The sequence below is a fragment of the Pseudofrankia inefficax genome (assembly GCF_000166135.1).
GTDB classification, from domain to species: Bacteria; Actinomycetota; Actinomycetes; order Frankiales; family Frankiaceae; genus Pseudofrankia; species Pseudofrankia inefficax.
On record NC_014666.1, the window covers coordinates 8255722 to 8271090 of the forward strand.

General features: G+C 73.6%; 14 protein-coding genes. 10 read left to right on the forward strand and 4 right to left on the reverse strand.

Translation table 11 applies throughout. The annotated features are described in order from the left end of the window. Positions 1-120 precede the first annotated feature (120 nt). From FRAEUI1C_RS41435 to FRAEUI1C_RS33540, 6 genes are all read left to right on the forward strand, one after another. Positions 121-630, forward strand: coding sequence for an OmpA family protein (locus tag FRAEUI1C_RS41435; protein WP_232425215.1), 510 nt, complete (start codon positions 121-123; stop codon positions 628-630). Continuing rightward, the gene (locus FRAEUI1C_RS33520) at positions 627-1430 is read left to right on the forward strand and encodes a hypothetical protein (RefSeq protein WP_013427830.1); all 804 of its coding nucleotides are present in this window, start codon (positions 627-629) and stop codon (positions 1428-1430) included. Before FRAEUI1C_RS41435 ends, FRAEUI1C_RS33520 begins: the two co-directional genes overlap by 4 nt. A 198-nt stretch (positions 1431-1628) precedes the next feature. After that, on the forward strand, positions 1629-2219 hold the full coding sequence (locus FRAEUI1C_RS33525) for a hypothetical protein (protein WP_013427831.1): 591 nt from the start codon (positions 1629-1631) through the stop codon (positions 2217-2219). Positions 2220-2348: 129 nt separating this feature from the next. Beyond that, positions 2349-3428 carry a hypothetical protein gene (locus FRAEUI1C_RS33530; protein ID WP_013427832.1) on the forward strand — a complete coding sequence of 360 codons (1080 nt, stop codon included), beginning with the start codon at positions 2349-2351 and terminating at the stop codon, positions 3426-3428. A 142-nt stretch (positions 3429-3570) separates the two neighbouring features. After that, complete coding sequence (locus tag FRAEUI1C_RS33535; protein WP_013427833.1) at positions 3571-5673, forward strand: sensor histidine kinase; 2103 nt, start codon at positions 3571-3573, stop codon at positions 5671-5673. Positions 5674-5678: 5 nt separating this feature from the next. Further along, positions 5679-6323: a response regulator gene (locus FRAEUI1C_RS33540; RefSeq protein ID WP_013427834.1), complete on the forward strand. Its 645-nt coding sequence runs from the start codon at positions 5679-5681 to the stop codon at positions 6321-6323. Between the two features lie 18 nt (positions 6324-6341). Here FRAEUI1C_RS33540 and FRAEUI1C_RS33545 read toward each other — a convergent pair whose 3' ends face one another. Next, positions 6342-6749, reverse strand: coding sequence for a hypothetical protein (locus FRAEUI1C_RS33545; protein WP_013427835.1), 408 nt, complete (start codon positions 6747-6749; stop codon positions 6342-6344). Between the two features lie 226 nt (positions 6750-6975). Here FRAEUI1C_RS33545 and FRAEUI1C_RS33550 point away from each other — a divergent pair, with 226 nt between their 5' ends. From FRAEUI1C_RS33550 to FRAEUI1C_RS33565, 4 genes are all read left to right on the forward strand, one after another. Beyond that, positions 6976-7665: a hypothetical protein gene (locus FRAEUI1C_RS33550; protein ID WP_013427836.1), complete on the forward strand. Its 690-nt coding sequence runs from the start codon at positions 6976-6978 to the stop codon at positions 7663-7665. 91 nt (positions 7666-7756) lie between these two features. After that, entirely contained in the window at positions 7757-8320 is a 564-nt protein-coding gene (locus FRAEUI1C_RS33555; protein WP_013427837.1) for a tetratricopeptide repeat protein, read from the forward strand. Positions 8321-8591: 271 nt separating this feature from the next. After that, on the forward strand, positions 8592-9764 hold the full coding sequence (locus FRAEUI1C_RS33560; protein WP_013427838.1) for an alpha/beta hydrolase: 1173 nt from the start codon (positions 8592-8594) through the stop codon (positions 9762-9764). A gap of 79 nt (positions 9765-9843) precedes the next feature. Further along, entirely contained in the window at positions 9844-10944 is a 1101-nt protein-coding gene (locus tag FRAEUI1C_RS33565) for an LLM class flavin-dependent oxidoreductase (protein ID WP_232425216.1), read from the forward strand. A 96-nt stretch (positions 10945-11040) separates the two neighbouring features. Here FRAEUI1C_RS33565 and FRAEUI1C_RS33570 read toward each other — a convergent pair whose 3' ends face one another. From FRAEUI1C_RS33570 to FRAEUI1C_RS33580, 3 genes are all read right to left on the reverse strand, one after another. After that, positions 11041-11892: an SDR family NAD(P)-dependent oxidoreductase gene (locus tag FRAEUI1C_RS33570; RefSeq protein ID WP_157735148.1), complete on the reverse strand. Its 852-nt coding sequence runs from the start codon at positions 11890-11892 to the stop codon at positions 11041-11043. 300 nt (positions 11893-12192) lie between these two features. Beyond that, positions 12193-13791, reverse strand: coding sequence for a class I adenylate-forming enzyme family protein (locus FRAEUI1C_RS33575; protein ID WP_013427841.1), 1599 nt, complete (start codon positions 13789-13791; stop codon positions 12193-12195). Positions 13792-13944: 153 nt separating this feature from the next. Continuing rightward, complete coding sequence (locus tag FRAEUI1C_RS33580; RefSeq protein ID WP_232425217.1) at positions 13945-15288, reverse strand: amino acid deaminase/aldolase; 1344 nt, start codon at positions 15286-15288, stop codon at positions 13945-13947. Positions 15289-15369: the final 81 nt, after the last annotated feature.

Here is a 15369-nt window from a genome sequence, read left to right on the forward strand (position 1 = left end):
GGTCGCAGTCCACCCGGCTTGCCCCGTTATGTTTGGCCCCGCATTCGCCGTTAGGGGCTGTCTGTGTATCACGCCAACCACCCCACCGGGGATGTATCGCCCGAGAGGCGACACATCCCCGTGGTTCGCACGCGCGCTGGAGCTGTCCTCGCGGCCTGCGCGCTCGCCGTCGTGGCGGCTGGGTGTACCTCTACCAGCAGCGATACAAAGTTCACCCCGGCCGCACCCGGCAGCCGGACGCTGCCGAGCGTCGCGCCGTTCGCGCTGCCGGACCTGAACAGCTTCATCAGGCTGCCCGACGGGAGCCTGATGTCGTCGGTCAACTCGGACTACCTGTTCGACGTCGGCAGCGACAAGCTGGTGCCCGACGCGGCCGCCGAGATCGAGAAGATCGTCCCGGCGATCCAGACCCACGACGGTCCGGTCCAGATCCTCGGTTTCACTGACGGTGTCGGAACGGACTCCTACAACCAGGACCTGTCGCAGCGCCGCGCGGACGCGGTGAAGGCCATCCTCGTGGGGGCCGGCGTCAAGGCGTCGCTCCTGCAGGCCATCGGGAAGGGCTCGGACGGCGCGCCCGCTGGCGTGCCCGACTCGACCCGTCGCAAGGTGGAGATCGTCCTCAAGTGAGCACTCTGACCGCCGCGCGCCCGATCCGCCGCCTCGCGCTCGCCCTGGCCGGCGTGCTGATTCTCGTCCCCGTGCTGGCCGGCTGCGACCTGAACAGCGTCCTGGGCAAGAAGGCCGACTGTTCGCTCTACCAGGCCAAGTCGAAGAGCAAGAACGCCACTCCGCTGCTGCTCGTGCTCCTCGACCTGTCGAACAACTCGGCCGACACGGGGCAGCAGGTCGCGTCCGCGCTGAAGCCCTACCTGGACAACGCCCTGTCCGACGGCGCCTACGTCAAGCTCATCGCCAGCGGCGGGACGACGGCGGGGCTCAAGACCTTCTCCTGCTTCTCCGCGTCGACGCCCTACCTCGTCAAGCGGAACAACACCAACCGCCAGAACAAGGACAGGGCCGCCGGCTCCGTGGAGCTCCAGACCCAGATCACGAACGACGTCCAGGAGACGCCGATCAGCCAGACCGGCAGCGTCACCAGCCTGCTCGGCGGCGTCCCGGACGACATCCAGGCGGTCAAGGCGGTCCCCGGAGTGAAGATCGGCTCCGTCACGGTGCTGGTGTGGAGTGACCTGCTCGGCAACGGCGGCGACCAGGACTGCATGAACGTCGAGAGCAAGCAGGCCTCCGTACAGGTGGCCGAGGCCGTGGTGTCCCGCTGCTTCGCCGCCCAGCAGCTCAGCCCCGTGAAGGACGCGAAGATCCGCTTCATCGACGTCAGCCAGGGGAACCTGACACCTCCCCAGCAGAACCTCTCCCGGTATCTGCGCGGCGAGCTATGCCGGCGGCTGAGCAGTGACTGCAGCTAGCCGCGCCGCGGCCACCGTGCGCCGCGTGGAGTCGCCCACCCGGGTGACACCACGCGGCCTTGCCGTCAACGGGATCAACCCGGTCACCACCGGAAGCGCACCAATCAGGGCCACCCAGCCAGAAGTCGGCGCGACGCCACGCCACCTTCGCGCCACCGGCGGCCTCATCACCGAGGGTCATCGACCGGAGGCAGCGGCATGAGCATCTACGATCAGAACGCCCGACCTACGGAAGTGGCGACCGCTCCACAGGAGTCCTTCGTCGCGTCCACGCAGACGATGGCGCGAGCGAAGAAGCGCCCCGGCGGCTCCTTCAGCGAGCACCGGGACCAGCACTACGCCCCGGCGCTGATGCGCTCCGGAGCCGTGATCTCCGTCTGCGTCCTCGCGATGCTGGTCGTCGTCGGCTTCCTGTGGCTCACGCTGCCACCCAAGTCGTCCGTGCGGGTCTCCGTGAGCGGCTCGATCTTCGTCACGGCGATCGGCTTCTTCCTGTCCGGCAACACGTTCCGGCTGCGCGACGTGCGGCGCCGGGTCGGGAACCGGGCGAGGGCCGGGCTGATCGCGCCGATCGACGCCCTGTCCGAGCTGCCGCCGCGGGACACCATCCACCGCCGGTTCATCATCGGCGCGGTGTCTGCGGGCGTCGGCCTGACCGCGCTCGTCATCGTCGCGGTGCTCGCCCGCGGCGAGGACGACAACAACGCGACGATCATCGCGCCGATCATCGGCGCGATCTTCGCGATGCTCTGCTTCCTCGCCGGCAGCTACTCCCGCCCGATCGACTGACGGCGACCGCTCTGATGGCTCCACCCAGGCCGATGCCCCCCGCCGGCCCAGCACACCGGCCACGAACAATCGCCGTGGCCCTGTACACCACCGAAACAGGAACGAAGAGATACGGAAAGCGAGACCCAGGTGCTGCGCAGGGGTAACCAGCCAGGGAAACTGGCCAAGCAGCTGATCCGCCGGGTCGGGGACGCCGACGTGGCCCTGGCGGGCGCCGAGACGCGCCCCAAGGTGCTGAAAACACTCGAGGACGCCGAGGTGCAGGAGATCCGGGCTGCCACCCGGGCCGATGCGCGCTCCCTCGAAGAAGAGATCGCCGAGCTTCGCACCGAGATCGACGCCCGGGCGGAGCGGCGCGAGCGGCAGACCGAGCTGATGCGGCACAAGGTCGAGCAGGCCCGGCTGTGGCGCAGCGTCGGCGTGCAGGAGCGCATTCCCCAACTGCACCTGGGGAAGGCCGCCCGAAGCGCCGTGCTCATCGTCCTGGCCGCGTTGGACTTCTACGTCTTCGCGAGCGCGTACGCGAGCGTGGACGACGTCGGCCAGTTCACCGTGAGCTGGTGGCTGGGCGGTCTGCTGGGTATCGCCGTCTTCTTCGCGGGCTTCGCGCTGTCGCACGCCATCAAGGGCTCGATCCTCGCCCGGGCCCAGCGGCAGTTCCTGCACGCGGCCGACAACGGCCGGCTCAACATCGACCAGGACGTCCGCCCGCAGCTGGTCGACTCGAAGTCCTCGCCGCTCGCGCTGTGGCTGACCGCGATCATCTTCTTCATCCTGATGATCGCCGGCGTCCTGGTCCGGGTCCAGGGCAGCGCGGCCAACGCGTCCCTGGCCCTGATCCTCTTCCAGGGCCTGATCCCGCTGGTCGCCGTCGTCGTCGAGCTCTACCTGCACGACCCGATGGAGCGCGACGACCCCCTGCCGACGTGGCGGGACCGGCGCCTGGAGCGCAAGCTGGCCCGGGCCGAGCGGCGGCTGCGGGTCGTGGCGGCCCAGGTCGAGGCCCGCGTCGCCAAGATCGAGAAGCTGTACCGGGTCGAGGAGGCCATCCTCGACGTCGAGCAGAAGGACATGGGCCTGCGGCACACCACGGACCTCGTCCTCAACGGCGGCCACATCCCGACGGTCTCGTCCAACGGGCGAGTGGCCGAGGTCGACCGGGACCAGCTCGAGAAGACCATCAAGATGGCCCGCAGCAGTCGTTCGTAGCGTCACCGGATCCCAGCGAGGGCTGGGGTGGCAGGCCCGGTTCCCGGGCTCGCCGCCCCGGCCCTCGTCGTTTCCGCCCCGGCGGAGGATCGGGACATGTCGTCCCGTGACAAGGCGCGGGCGGCTCGGCCACGATCGTCGCGTGACGAGCGGTTTGGCGGTCGGCCGGCGGGCGGCCCTCGCATGTGCCCTGGCCGGCACCGGACTGACCGTGGCGCTCGTCGGGGCCGGTGTGGCGCTGACCCTCACCACGGGCCGAACCACGGCGGCGGACGAGGTCATGGCCTGGTGGCTGTCCAGCGCGGTCGCCGCGCTGGGCTACGGCCTGCTCGGTGGCTGGCTGGCGGCGCGGCGGCCGAGGCTGTCCATCGGCTGGCTGCTGCTGGCGATCGGGCTGGGCCACGGGCTCGCCCTCGCCGGGCCCGGCTGGCTGGTCCACGAGCTCGCGGCATCGCCCGCCCGGCCCCGCCCGCTCGCCACGGCCGCGATGTGGGTCGGCAACGCCACCTGGATGGCCGCCGTGACCGGGACTGCCACGGTTCTGCCGCTGCTGCTGCCGGACGGCCGTCCGGCGTCCCGGCGCTGGCGCCCGGTGCTCCTGGTGGCCGTCGCGGTGGTCGTCTGCTCGACCGCGCAGGCCGCCACCGTCCCCTACGGCTCGTTCGCCCCGGCGCTGGAGCGACGCGGGATCCACAATCCGGCCGGCGTCAGCTGGGCGTCGTCGGCCGCGGTGACCGCGCCACTGGCGCTGCTCACCGCCGTGACCGCGCTGGTCGCGCTGTGGTCGCTGTGGCGCCGGGCCCGCGCCCGCCCGGCGGCCGACGAGCGGGAGCGCCGGCAGGTGCGGTGGATTCTGCTGGGGCTCGGGGTGTCCGTGGTCCTCTTCGCGGCCGGGTTCTGGCTCGGGCCGGTCCTCACCGCGCTCGCGATGCTGCCCCTGCCGGCCGCCTGCGTCGTGGCGGCGCATCGCTACCAGCTGTGGGACGTCGACCTGGTGGTGAGCCGCGCCCTCGCCTACGGCGCACTCACCGTCGTCATCGGTGTCTGCTACGCCGCCTGCGTCGGGCTCGTCGGCGGCCTACTGGGCCGGACCACCGGAGCACCGCTGTTGGCCACCGCGCTGGTCGCCGTGTTCGTCGAACCGCTGGCCAGGCGGCTGCGGGCCCAGGCGAACCGGCTGGTGTTCGGCGCCGCGCAGGACCCGCACACCGTGTTGAGCCTGGTCGGCGCCCGGCTGCGGGCCACCGAGGACGCCCACACCGTCAGCCACCGCGTGCTGCCCGAGCTGGCTGCCGCCGTCGCCGGGGCGCTGCGGCTGCGGTACACGGCGATCGAGGTCGCCGGCGGCGAGACCATCGAGTACGGCCCGCCCTCGGCCGCCGCGCCGGGTCGCTCGACGCCGGCCGGCCCGGCCCCACGACCGGAGCTCGAACGGATTCCCCTGGAGTACGCCGGCCTGCCGGTCGGCACACTGCTGCTCGCGCCACGGCCGGGCGGGCTGCGCCGGACCGAGCGCCGGCTGCTCGGCGACGTCGCGCGCAACGCCGGCGTCGCGCTGCACACCGTCATCCTCGCCCGCGACGTGCGCCGCTCCCGCGAGCAGCTCGTCAACGCCCGGGAGGAGGAGCGCCGCCGGCTCCATCGCGAGCTGCACGACGGGTTCGGCCCGGTGCTCGCCGCCGCCGCGCTGCAGGCCGAGACCGCGCGGGACCTGCTTCCCGGCGACCCGGCGGCGGCGGGCAAGATCCTCGACCGGGTCGTCCCCAGGCTGCGCGGGACCGTCGACGACGTGCGGGCGCTCGTCCACGGGCTGCGCCCGCCCGCGCTCGACGATCTGGGCCTGGGCCCGGCCGTGCGCGAGCTCGCCAGCCGTTTCGCCGCGCCTGGCCTGCGGGTCCGGGTGGCCACGGCCGACGACCTGGGCGCGCTGCCCGCCGCGGCGGAGGTGGCCGTCTACCGCATCGTCGCGGAGGCGCTGACCAACGCGGCCAAACACGCCGCCGCCGCCGAGATCACCGTCACCCTCGCCCGCTCGGCGGCCGGCCTGGCCGTCGAGATCGACGACGACGGTCGAGGCCTGCCGGCCGCCGCGCGGCCCGACGGCTCGGCCCCCAGGGCCGGGCTCGGACTGGCGTCCATGCGGGAGCGGGTCGACGAGCTGCGCGGGACGTTCACGATCGGCCCTGGCCGCGACGGCCGCGGTACCCGGGTCAGCGCCCTGCTTCCGACACCGGCCGAGGGGTGAGCTACGTGCGCGTGCTCGTGGTCGACGACCATCCGCTGTTCCGGGAAGGGCTGACCATCGCGATCGAGACGATGCCGGACGTCGAGGTGGTCGGGGAGGCCGGCGACGGCGAAGCGGCCGTCGAGGCGGCCGGCCGCCTCGCGCCGGACATCGTCGTGATGGATCTGCACATGCCCGGCACCAATGGCATCGACGCGACCAGACGGATCGTGGCCGAGCATCCCGGCATCGCCGTGCTCGTCCTGACCATGCTGGACGGCGACGACTCGGTGTTCGCCGCGATGCGCGCCGGAGCGCGTGGCTACCTCCTCAAGGGCGCCGAGCGCCAGGAGATCGCCCGTTCCCTGCGGGCCGTCGCCGCCGGCGAGGTGGTCTTCAGCGCGGCGATCGCCAGCCGGGTGCTGGCCTGGTTCGCCACCGGCGGCCGGTCCGCGCTGGCGCCGTTCCCGGAGCTGACCGACCGGGAGCGCGAGATCCTCGACCTGGTGGCCCGCGGCCTGACGAACCCGGCGATCGCCCGCCGGCTGTTCCTGTCCGACAAGACGGTGCGCAACCACGTGTCGAACGTGTTCGCCAAGCTCCAGGTGGCCGACCGGGCCGAGGCCGTCGCCCGCGCCCGCGACGCCGGCCTCGGCACCGGCCCGCTCTAGGGCCGGTCGCGTTCGGGCCTACCGGTCGAAGTGGCGGCGGCTGGCCGGCGACGCGAGCAGCGCGGCGCAGGCGGCGGTGAACGCGAAGAAGACGAACGAGGCCGACTCGTGGAAGACGGCCAGCTTCACCGCACTGAAGCCGACCTCGGCGACGAGCAGCCCGAGCACGGCGCGCAGCCTCCGACGCCCACCGCGGCCCAGCCGCAGCCCGGCCGCGAAGCAGGCGGACGACATCGCGTAGACCCAGCCGGCGACGGCGTACTCCCCGACGCCATGCAGGCCGAGGCTGATCGAGAAGGTGATCGACGCGACAAGCTGGAACGCGCCGAGCGGGACCAGCAGCAGCCCCTGCGCGGCGCGGACCGTGCGCGGGACGGGCGGGCGGACGATCGCGGCCGGCGCGCCGGCGTCGATGGTGATGGTCATCGAGGACTCCAGGGTTGCGGGGGATGCTCTCCCACTGCGTGATGGGCCGAAGGGTGCGGCCGGCGGCGTCCTGCCGGCACGGGTCACCGGTCCGCGGCCGATGGCGGACCGTAGGCCCCGGCGCCCGGGACCTCAGGTCCCGAGCCGTGTCGTGACGGCGGGACCGGGCGCCCGGGACGGGTACCGGCGCACCGTCGACGCCAACACCCGATCCTCAGGAGGCGTCATGTCCACCCTCACCGGTCCGGCCACCGAGACCGCCCACGCCCACCCCCGCGGTTTGACCGCGAGCCCGGCGGGCCTCCGGGAGCCACGGCGGGCCGCGCTCCCGGCCGAGGCCACCGTCCGGCGCACCGCCCTGCTCGGCGCGGCGGCCGGGTTCGTGTGCGCGGTCGGCTTCGGCTACCTCTCGATCGACTCGCTCCTGCATCCCGGAGCGAGGTACTACCGCGACGTCGTGTTCCTGTGGCCCTGGTTGTCCGGGGCGGCGGCGCTGGTGGCCGTGCACCTGGTCCAGCGCGGGCCCGGCCGGCGCGCCGAGCGCGTCGGTGCCTGGCTGACCTTCGGCGGCATGGCGCTCTCGGTGCTCGGCATGGCGCCCCGGATGGCCGGCGGCGACGAGCCCTGGACGGCATTGCTCGGGCCGGCCATGGGTGCCTGGGTCCTCGGCATGGTGGTCCTGGGCGTCGGCACCTGGCGGGCCGGCGTCGTCCCCGCCTGGGCCGGCGTCGCCATCGCGCTGGCCGAGCCGGCGACGGTGGGCCTCGCCGGCGTGCTGCGGCCGATCTCACCGCTGACCGACGTCGGCAGCTACAGCGGCGCGCTCGGCAACGCCGTCGCCTGGCTCCTCGTCGCCTGCGCCCTGCTGACGACCGCCAGCCTCCACCGCGAGCCGGCTACCAGCCACGCCGCGTGAAGACGGTGCCCGCCGCGGCTGGCCACCCGTTGGTCAGCCGCCCGTGGGGAGCCGGTTACGGCGGGCACCGAAGCGGTCGCAAGAATGGGGCATGCTCACCGAGGACGACGTGGACGACATCGTGATCAGGGCGGCCGGGGACGGGCGGCACGATGCCGCGGCGGCCCGGTTCGAAGCGCTTGCCGGACAGCCGGAGCTGCACGGCCAGGAGATCAACCGGGCGTCGCTGCTGGTCGACGCGGGTGGGCAGCATGGCCTCGCCGGCGACTGGGACGCGGCGATCCGCTGCTACCGGGAGGCCGTCGCCGACGGCGGAGCCCAGACGATCGACCCCCGGGTCTGGCTGCACGACGCGCTGCTGCGCCGTGGCCAGTTGGAGGAGGCGGCGGCCCTGCTCAAGGAGCTGAGGGCCGCCCGCAGCCAGGACCCGGACTTCTACGCCGCGGTCGCCGAGTCGCTGGAGGCGCAGGGCCTGCTGGCCGACGCGCACACCTGGTTCACCATGGGCTACCACCGCTGCGAGAACGCGGACGTGCCGGAGTTCCTGCTGGACCTGCTGCTGGTCGGCCGTCGCCGGGTCCGCGCCAGCCTCGGCTACCCCGTCGACGACCTCGACGAGCTCGCCGAGGACTACCTGGCCGCCGCCGGCGACTAGCGCCGCGCCAGTGCGGGGCCGGCGCGTCCCGCCCGCCGACAGGCCCGCCGGCAAGATTGCCGTTTCAGCCCTCGAATGGTCGCAAAACCGTCGCAGTTACAACCACGCGAGGGCCCAAACAGTGATCTTGCCGGTCTCGAGACGAGGCCAGCCTTCTCAGATGCGGCATCTGTGCCGATTTACGCGTTCCCAGCCTCGATAGACCGCTGTGACCTCGCGGACTCGCCGAGAAGCCACGTTTGCGGCCTGGCCGGAATGGGAGCATGCGGGCATGAGGTCGGGGGAAGCGCCGGAGCGGGGGGCCGCGCCGCGCGCCGCCGACGGCGACGCGGCCAGAGCTGACGCGGCCCGAGGCGGCGCGGCGCGGAACAACGCGGCCGGCGACGATGGGGGCAGGTACGACGAGATCAGTGACCGCGAGGGCGGCGCCCGCGTCAGGGCCCCGTTTCCCGAGCGGCTGCCGAGCCTGGAGGAGCGGCGGCGCGCGGCGGGTGGCGGGCCAAGCAGGCGGCGGGTGCTCGTCGCCGGCGCCGGGGTGGTGGTCGGCGCAGGCCTCGTGGCGGCCGCCGGAGGCGCGGTGTACGAGGGCTGGCTCCCGGGCCGGCCCCGGCTGATCAGGGCGGTCGAGGGCTGCGGAACCCCCGGCACTCCGCCGGCCGGCGTCATCGCCGGCCCGGTCACCACCACGACCTTCCGCAGCGCCGCCCGCCGCCGCGACGTGAGCCTGGTCGTCGCCTACCCACCGGGCTACGCCCCGCGGCCGGCCTCCGGCGGCGGCACCAGCGGGTCCTCCACCAGCCGCACCACGACCGGCACCGGGCAGCTGCCCGCGCTGCCGCTGTGCCTGGTGCTGCACGGCCGGGGCGACGACGCCCGCTCGCTCGTCTCCGGGCTGGCGGGGCCTTCCTACCTGGCAGCGGCGACGGCCTCCGGAGTGGCACCGTTCGCGCTGGCCGCGGTCGACGGCGGCGAGACGTACTGGCATCGGCGGGCGAACGGCGACGACCCCGAGAAGATGCTGCTCGACGAGGTCCTGCCCCGGCTCGCCGCGCAGGGGATCGGGGTCGACCGGTTCGGGGTGCTCGGCTGGTCGATGGGCGGCTACGGCGGGCTGCTGCTGGCCCGGCGTCAGCCGGCCCGGGTTGTCGCCGTCGCCGCGAGCAGCCCAGCGGTCTGGGGCAGCTATCCGGACGCGGCGCCCGGCGCGTTCGACTCGGCCGCCGACTTCGCGGCCAACCGGGTCCTCGGCGCCGGCCCCGCCGGTGAGGTCAGCTATCGGATCGACTGCGGCAACGCGGATCCGTTCAGCCGGCAGGCCCACAGGCTCGCCACCGAGCTGGGCGCGGCCGAGCGCGGGTTCACGGTGGGCTGCCACGACTTCGGCTTCTGGCGCCGTCAGCTTCCCGCCCAGCTGGCCTTCCTCGGCGGTGCCCTCTCCGGCTGACGGCGAGCTGGCCGGCTGATGGCGAGACAAGGACCCGGGCCGGGAAGACGGCGGGGGCGGTCCGGAGTTGTGCCAGGACGTGACGTCGCAGCCTGGCGGGCTCGCGCCCGTGCCGTTTCCCTTGCCGTTGTCGGTGCTCGACCTCGTGCCGGTCGGGACGGGGGTGACGCCGGGGGACGCCATCCGCAACTCGCTCGACCTGGCTCGACGGACCGAACAGCTCGGCTTCACCCGCTACTGGCTGGCCGAGCACCACGGCATGCCGGGCATCGCGAGCGCGGCGACGGCCCTGCTGATCGGCCAGGTCGCGGCGGCGACCGAGACGATCCGCGTCGGTTCCGGCGGCGTCATGCTGCCCAACCACGCGCCGCTGGTGGTGGCCGAGCAGTTCGGCACGCTCGGCGCGATGTTCCCCGGCCGGATCGACCTCGGCCTCGGCCGCGCGCCCGGCACCGACCAGGCGACGGCCCGGGCGCTGCGCCGCATCACGGGCCGAGTGCTCACCGAGGACGAGTTCCCCGACCAGCTCGCCGAGCTGACGACCTTCCTGGCCGGCGCCGAGTTCCCCCGGGGCCACCGGCTGCACGGCGTGACGGCCTTCCCGCGGGCCGAGATGCCGCCGATCTGGCTGCTCGGGTCCAGCGGCTACAGCGCCCAGGTCGCCGGCATCCTGTCGCTGCCGTTCGCGTTCGCCCACCACTTCAGCGCGCAGAACACGCTGCCCGCCCTGGAGCTGTACCGCTCCTCGTTCCGGCCGTCGGCCGGCCGCGAGCGGCCGTACGCGATGGTCGCCGCCGCCGTGCTGGTGGCCGACACCGACGAGCACGCGCAGTGGCTCGCCGGCCCGATCCGGCTGACCATGATGCGCCTGCGCACCGGCCGGCCGGGAACGTACCCGACGCCGGAGGAAGCCGAGGCCTACCCCTGGACCGACCAGGAACGCGAGGTCGCGCGCCAGGCGACCGCCTCGCACGTCGTCGGCTCACCGGAGACGGTCCGCCGCGGGCTGCGCGACCTGCTCGACGCGACCGGCGCCGACGAGCTGATGGTCACCACGAACGTTCACGGCCACGCCGACCGCGTCCACTCCTACGAACTGCTGGCCGATCTCGGCAAGGACCTCGGGTCGACCCGGACGCCGGCCGGCGCCGTCAGCGAAGCCGCGCGCCCGACCAGCTGACCGCCAGCGCGGACGTCGGCGGCCACGGTCCGTCAGGCGCCAGCCGGGCCCGGCCTCGGGCGTCGGACAGCCAGCGCAGCCGGGCGGGCGGCGCTGTCAGGCGGCCGGGCGGGCGGCGTCGGCCGCGGTGGCGAGGTCGCGGGCGGGCTTCGCGGGCCGCGTCATCTTCGACGGGTGCAGCACCTTCTCGGTGATGCGGGCGACCAGGCCCCGGGGCAGGAAGCGCGGCGCGTTCGCCGTCAGGCGGTACTGCCAGCCGTCGATGGCGTACGGCGCGCCGCGCCTGAGGCCGCGGAAGGCGGTGGCGACGACCTCGTCCGGGGTCCGCAGCCGGCCTCCGGTCGCGACCTCATAGCCGAGGCCCTCGAAGAAGTCGGTGTCGGTCTGGGCCGGACAGAGCGCCATGATCTGCACACCGCGGCCGCGGTACTCGGCCCACAGCGCGGTGGTGAACGACAGGACGAACGCCTTCGCCGCGCCGTAGACGGCCATGTGCGGCACGGCCTGGAACGCCTGCACCGAGCTGAGGTTGATCAGCGTGCCCTGGTCGCGTTCAAGCATGCCGGGCAGGAACAACCGGGTCATCCGCTCGACGGCGGCGCACAGCAGCATCACCTCGCGGTGGTGCAGGTCCTGGTCGAGATCGTGGTAATAGCCGTGCTGGCCGAAACCGGCGTTGTTGACCAGGATGTCGATCGTGAGCCCCAGCTCGGCCACCCGCGCGGCGAGCCGGTCCGGGCCGTCCTCGAGGGCGAGGTCGACGCCGATCTCGTGCACCGTCACGGGATGGCGCCGGCGCAGCCAGGCCGCCGCCGCCGGGAGCTTCTCGTTCGGCAGCGCGGCGATCACCACGTCCGCGCCGCGGCTCGCGAACCCGTCCGCCAGAGCCAGACCGATGCCTGACGAGGCGCCTGTGACCAGGGCGGTCTGCCCGCTGTAGTCGCTCACCTTGATCACGCTCTCCCCGCCGCGGACACATGCCGCCGCTCGCCGGCAACCCGGTACATCTTCCGGATTGTGGCGAAGCGGCCAGAGCCATCTTCGGCCATGCGCAGGGGTAGATCTTCACGTGGTGGTTACATCCGTACCCTTACGGGAGTGTCGAGTACCCGTCTGAACACGTTTGGGGCGCTACTAGTCGTCGACAGTGACCGCCCGCCGCACCCGACGAAACGACAAATAACCGAACGTTTTAGATTGACGACGGACCGGAGCCAGGAAGTCAGAAAGGCGACATGACTCGCGACGTCAGCGGTCCAGCATCGCGCGCAGCGCCTTGCGGTCGGTCTTCAGCACACTGGTGATCGGGATCGTGTCGACGACCAGTACCTCGCGCGGGTACTTCACCGCCGAGATCCGCTCCCGGGAGAAGGCGATGAGCTCCGCCGGCGTCACCGTCGCCCCCGGCGCGAGCTGGACGAAGGCGACGATCTCCTCGCCGCGCGTCGCGTCCGGCCGGCCGACCACCCCGCAGGCGACCACGTCGGGGTGCGTGAGCAGCACGTCCTCGACATCGCGCGGGTAGACGTTGAAGCCGTTGCGGATGATGACGTCCTTGATCCGGTCGACGACGTAGAGGTAGCCGTCCTCGTCGCACTTCCCGACGTCGCCGGTGTGCAGCCAGCCGCCGCGCAGCACCTTGGCGGTCTCCTCGGGCGCGTTCCAGTAGCCGCTCATCAGGGACGGCCCGCGCAGGCAGATCTCGCCGTCCTCGCCGACGACCGCCTCGGTACCGTCGCGCCGCTCGATCCGCACCTCCACGCCCCCGACGGGCTTCCCGACGCTGCCGATGCGGATGGCGCGGCGCGGCGCGGACGAGACGATCGCGGCCGCCTCCGTGCAGCCGTAGCCCTCCGCCAGGGCGATGTGCGGCAGCCGGCGCTGCCATTCCAGTGCGGTCTCCCGCGGCAGCGCGGCGCTGCCGCTGACCACCCTGCGCAGGCTGGACGTGTCGTGACTCTCGACCGGCGTGTCCAGCAGCATCCGGATCATCATCGGGACGAGGGCGCTGATCCGCACCCGGTGGCGGGCGACCAGCGTCAGGAACTCGCCCGGGTCGAACCAGCGCATCAGCACGGAGGTGCCGGGACGCGTCGAGTGCAGGCCCATCACGTTGATGGCGAGCCCGTAGACGTGGGACAGCGGCAGCGGGGACAGGCCGGCCAGCCGGCTGCCGTCCTCGGGCGTCTCCTCCTCGTGCGAGACGTTGGCCGCCCACGCGGCGGACGACAGCGCGTCATGGGTGAGCACGACGCCCTTGGAGCGGCCGGTCGTGCCGCCGGTGTAGAGCAGCGCGGCCATCTCGGTGGACGAGGTGTCGACCAGCCCGGCCGCCTCGACGGCCTCCAGCTCGGCGAAGTCGACCACCGGTGGGACCGCGCCGCGCCCGGCGCCCGCGAGGTCGGTACCGCCGGAAACGCCGGGGGCATCGCCGGCGACCACGACGGCGGCCACCGTCGGCACGCCGATCGCGGCGCCCAGCACCTTGGGCAGGAAGTCCGGCGTGGTGACGACGAACCGGGCGCCGCTGTCGGTGAGCACGTGCCGCAGCTCCGGCTCGCTGAGCAGGAACAGCACCGGTGTGACGACCGCGCCGGCTCGCCAGACCGCCGTGTAGGTGATCCCGACCTCGGGGCAGTTGGCCATGCAGACGACGACCCGGTCACCCGGCAGCAGCCCGGCGGCCCGCAGCCCGCCGGACAGCCGGGCGCCTCGTTCGATCAGCTGGGTGCCGGTCCAACGCTGGTCCTCGAAGTAGAGCAGCGTCTCGTCGCCCACCCGTTCCTTCGCCAGCTCGGCCAGCAGGCCGAGGCTGCTGCCGGTTGCCATCGTCCCGGTCACCGTCATCGCGTCACGTTCCCTTCGCGCCCGGACGGCCAGCAGTCGGTCCGGCGGGCCAGGTCGGATACTCGTGAGGTACGACACACGTCCGCGATTGGCATGCTGCACCCATCGCGGCGTCGACACCAGAGATCCATTCCGGCGCGCCGGACCGGCTGGTCAGAAGGCCTGGCCCTCGCCTCGGTAGGTCGGGACCGGGCGGACCGAGCCGTCGGCGTCGACGAGGTGCAGCAGGTTGACGTGCTCGCACAGCTCCCCCGCCTTGGCGTGCCGGAACCAGACCCGGTCGCCGATCCGCAGCCGGTCCGCCGCCGGGCCCCGCAGCGGGGTCTGCACCTCACCGGCCCCCTCGGTGCCGACGAACCGGAGGCCGGCGGGGTGCACGGGCCGGGGCACCCGGTCCGGGCCGGGCGGCCCGGAGGCGATCCAGCCGCCACCGGCCACCGTCACGATCCCGGGCGCCGGGCGGCGCACGACCGACAGCGCGAACAGCGCGGCCGGCGCGGGCGTGAAGGCCTGGTACCGGTCGAACAGCGTCGGGGCGTAGAGCCCGGAGCCGGCGGCGATCTCGGTGACGGCCGGCTCCACCGTGGTCCAGTGCACGCTGCCGGTGCCGCCGCCGTTGACGAACTCCAGCCCGCCTCCCGCCGCGGCGGCGACCTCGCCCACGGCGGCCACCACGGCGGCCCGCCGCTCGGCGAGCTCTGCCATCGAACGGGCCTGCATCCGGCGCACGACCTCGGCCCGCGCCCGGGCGCCGGCCCGCGCGGTCCTGCCGAGCGGGCTGGCGCCGTCGCCCAGGTCCGCGGGGACGTCACCGAGGCCGGCGACCTGGGCCTCGTACGCCATCACACCGACGAGCGTGAACCCCGGCCGCTCGACGACCGCCCTGGCGAGCTCGCCGGCCTGGGTGACCGAGTGCACCGGCGAGCGCCGCACGCCGACGTGTACCCGGCCCCCGGCCAGCCGCAGGGAGGCGTCCAGGTCGAGACAGACCCGCAGCGCCGGGCGGTCCGGGCCGACGACCTCGTCGATCAGGTCGAGGTGGCCGACCGAGTCCACCATGAGCGTCACCCGGGCCGCGGCCACCGGGCTGCCGGCCAGGGCACGCAGCGCCGCCTGGTCCGTCGTGGGGTAGCCGACGACGACGTCCGGGAACTCCTCGGCGAGCCAGACCGCCTCGGCGAGGGTGTAGGCGAGGATCCCGGCGAACCCGTCGGTCGCGAGCACCTCCCGCAGCAAGGCCCGGCAGCGCACCGACTTGCTCGCCACCCGGATCGGCTTCCCGGCCGCCCGGCGGACCAGGTCGGCGGCGTTGGCCCAGAACGCCGGCAGGTCGACCACCGCGAACGGCGAGCTCAGCGCCGAGGTGGCGGCCTCCAGGCGGTCCCAGTCCGGCTCGGGCGCGACCGGCGCCCCGCCAGACCCCGCGGACCCGCCGGGGGCCGTCGAGCTGGAGGCCGTCGGCCCCGTTGGCATCTCCGCGCGCATCTTGGCCACCACCCGCCCATCGTGTCGGTTGCGGTCACGCCTGGCCAGCGTTCTTTGATCGATTCCAGGCTCGACCACCGGCTCCGGTCCGCC